The organism is Halochromatium sp. (assembly GCF_046541315.1).
Lineage (GTDB): Bacteria > Pseudomonadota > Gammaproteobacteria > Chromatiales > Chromatiaceae > Lamprobacter.
Genome location: NZ_JBKHDN010000263.1, coordinates 1 through 3303 on the forward strand (window position 1 = coordinate 1; position 3303 = coordinate 3303).

The 3303-nt window shown below is 66.6% G+C and carries 2 protein-coding genes; both read left to right on the top strand.

All coding sequences use genetic code 11. The annotated features are described in order from the left end of the window. The first annotated feature begins 198 nt into the window (after positions 1-198). Positions 199-2478: a MobH family relaxase gene (mobH, locus tag ACLFQI_RS12820; RefSeq protein WP_410759892.1), complete on the top strand. Its 2280-nt coding sequence runs from the start codon at positions 199-201 to the stop codon at positions 2476-2478. Further along, positions 2478-3303, top strand: an 826-nt coding sequence (locus tag ACLFQI_RS12825; protein ID WP_410759893.1) for a helicase HerA domain-containing protein, incomplete at its 3' end; no start/stop codon positions are given. The genes mobH and ACLFQI_RS12825, both read left to right, overlap by 1 nt.

The window sequence follows — 3303 nt, forward strand, 5'->3', positions numbered from 1 at the left end:
TGATGCCTCTTCGGAACCGTCATGAGTCTCTTGCACCGCTTACGCCAGATGACGGTCATCCCAGAGCCGTCTGACTCGCGGTTGGCACCGGTCGAATCGATGCCGACGGTTGCGGCGTCAACAGCGGTGACCGAGCATGGAGGTCAGGTCGAGCCGGAGCCACTGTCGAACTCAGAGCCAGTAGGGATCAAAGCGTCAGTGTCAGCGCCAGCGGTGTTGGATGAAGAGATTCCACGCTACCCACCCTTCCTCAAGGGCCTGCCGCTGCCGCCACTGGAGCGGCTGATCGCCACCCAGGCCGAGCTGATCGCGCGGTTGCGCCGGGAGCTGGCGCTTGGCGACGACGAGGACGACGGCACGGAGCGCTGGGCCACCTACATCGCCCCGGTGATCCAACGCTATGCCGCCTTCGTGCATCTGATCCCGGCCAGCGAGGTGCATCATCATCGCGGCGCCGGCGGACTCTATCGCCATGGCCTGGAGGTCGCCTTCCATGCCGCACGGGCCAGTCGCGGCGTCATGGTCGGACTCGATCGTCCGCGCGTCGAGCAGCGGCGCCTGGAGCCGCGCCTGCGTGCCGCCGCCGCCCTCGGCGGTCTGCTGCACGATAGTGGCAAGGCGTTGGTCGATGTCGCCGCGACCGATCGCGACGGGCGCACCACCTGGTCGCCAATCGATGAGGATCTGGCCGACTGGGCCAGCCGCCACGGTCTTGAGCGCTATTTTTTGCGCTGGCGAGAGCAACGCACGCACAACGGTCATGAGGTGTTCAATCTGATCGCGCTGAAGCGCCTGCTGCCGAGCCGGGTCGAGCGTTGGCTCTCCGATCCCGACCCTGGACTCTACAGTGGGCTGGTCGCTGCCGTGACCGGTGTTCCTCACAGCAGCGTGCTGGTCGAACTGGTGCGCCAGGCTGACCGCCACAGCGTCGAGCGGGATCTGCGTGAGCAACGCATCGCGCCGATCGATACCGCCGTCGGGGTGCCGGTCGATCGCTACCTGCTCGATGCCATGCGCCGGCTGCTGCACGACGGGCGTTGGCAGGTCAATGTGCCTGGTGCGCGGGTCTGGTTGTTGCGCGATGCGGGTCTGCATCTGGTCTGGCCGGCTGCGGCGCGCGATATCACCGAACTACTTGCCGCCGAACGCATCCCGGGGATTCCGCGCGATCCGCAGAGCATCGCTGAGCTGCTGCTCGAGCGGGGGCTGGCGGTGGCTCGCGTGGATACCGTCGGTCGGCAGGCGATCTGGCGGCTGGCACCGGCGCTCCTGTCATCGGCGGGAGCGAAACCGATCATGCTCACCCTGCTGCGGCTGCAGAGTCCGGAGCTACTCTTTCCGCATGGTGCCCCGGCCGCTGTGGATCTGGTGGCGCGTAGTGAGGTTGGCGAAGCGGCTGCCGCAGAGACGTCGCGCTCTGAGGCGATGGCGCCAGACGCTGATGAGACTGGTCAGAACGAGGTTGGTGAGCTGTCCGATGCGGCGAGTGCTGGGGAATCCGCAGAAGCCTGCAGCACGGTGTCTGATCGGGACAATGGGGACAAGGATACGTCTGGCTTGGACAGTAGGCCAACGTCATCAAGCGGTTTGCAGCGCCCGTATCGTGATCCCGAAGCGGGCACGCTCAGTGTCCCTGGTGAATCAGTACCCGTGTCTGGCTCCGCATCAACGTCAGCGTTCGCCTCCGTGTCAGCAAACACGCTACCATCGGCCGCAGGGCAGGTTTCGTCGCACAGCGATGCCTGCGCGGCGGCCCGTCTTTGGCTCACCGATCACGGTCCTGGCAGCGCGCAGCTGATGGCCCACCTGATGGATGCGGCCCCGTCGGCAGCTCGTGCACACCTGTTGGCTTGGCGTGATGATCTCCTCTGGCTGTCTTACCCAGACTGGTTCAAGGCCACCGGCTGGGAGCCGACCCAGGCGGCAGAGGCGCTCAGTGCGGAAGGCGCCCTGGAGCCGGACCCCAGAACCCCGATGCGTCGGGTGCGTGAGCATGATGGAGCACGTTGGCTGGTGTTGACCGCCGAAGTGTCCGCACGGTTGCGGTTGTTGCTGCAGGAGGCGCGCTCAGGTCAAACCGCCGTCGAGCCCCATTCGAAAACCTCCGCACCATCCGCAGTGCCGCTGTCATCGACACCAACAACGGCACCGACCGCCGTACCCACACATTCACGTCTCCAGACATCTCCCAACCGGCCAGCAACCGCTGCGGGTCATAGGACGACCGAGCAACATCCGAGCATACCAGCCAACCCAGAAGAACCCGCCGACAAGCCACCGCTGATCCCCGCCATCCTTGCCGACCTCGAGCGCGAGCACGGCCCCGGTGATGGCAGCCAAGTGCTCGTGCTCGATAGCACCGCGCTCAAAGCACTGGCCAAACGCCACGGCCTCGGCGTCTACAGCCTGCGCCAGCGCCTGCTCACAGACCCGCGCTTTCGGCTCGGCGCCCATCAGCGCATCGAGGTCCAGCGCTGATGCAGCGCTATCAGAACCCCTGGCGGTCCAATCATGAAGCCGTTGCCGTCGGGTTCTGGCTCCTGCTCGCCGCCTTTTCCTTTGCCAGCGCCGGCCATTGGCAGCTGCATCCGGGTGCCTTCCGGCTCTTCGCCCTGTTGGCGCTGCTCATGGCCCTGAGCTGGCTGCCCGGCGCCTTGCGCCTGCGCGCCCTGCACGCGAATCTGAGCGGACGGGTGCAGACCTTCGTCACCGTCGCCGAATTGGCCGCGACCACAGAGCAGTTCCAGGGCCAGCTCTGGCTCGGCCGCGGCTTCGAGTGGGAGCGCGATCAGGCGCAGCTTGCGCACGACCTGCTGCGGATCGGCCCCTCGCGACTGACCCCGATCTCAACCACCGCGATCGGCGCGCACTGGCTGCATGGCCTGGCGCCGCGCGAGGACGACCTCGCTGCGCCACTCACCACCATGGAAGGCCACCTGCTGGTGGTCGGCACCACCGGCGCCGGCAAGACCCGGTTGTTCGATCTGCTGATCAGCCAGGCCGTCTTGCGCGGTGAGGCGGTGCTGATCATCGATCCCAAGGGCGACCGCGAACTGCGCGACAATGCCGAGCGCGCCTGTGTGCTGGCCGGTCGCCCGGAGAAATTCGCCGCCTTCCATCCCGCTTTCCCGGAGCACTCCTGCCGCATCGATCCGATGGCCACCTTTGGTCGCCACACCGAACTGGCCAGCCGCATCGCCGCGCTGATGCCCTCAGAGACCGGCGCCGATCCGTTCAAGGCCTTCGGTCAGATGGCGATGAGCCACATCATCGCCGGGCTGTTGCTGGTCGAGGAGCGCCCGA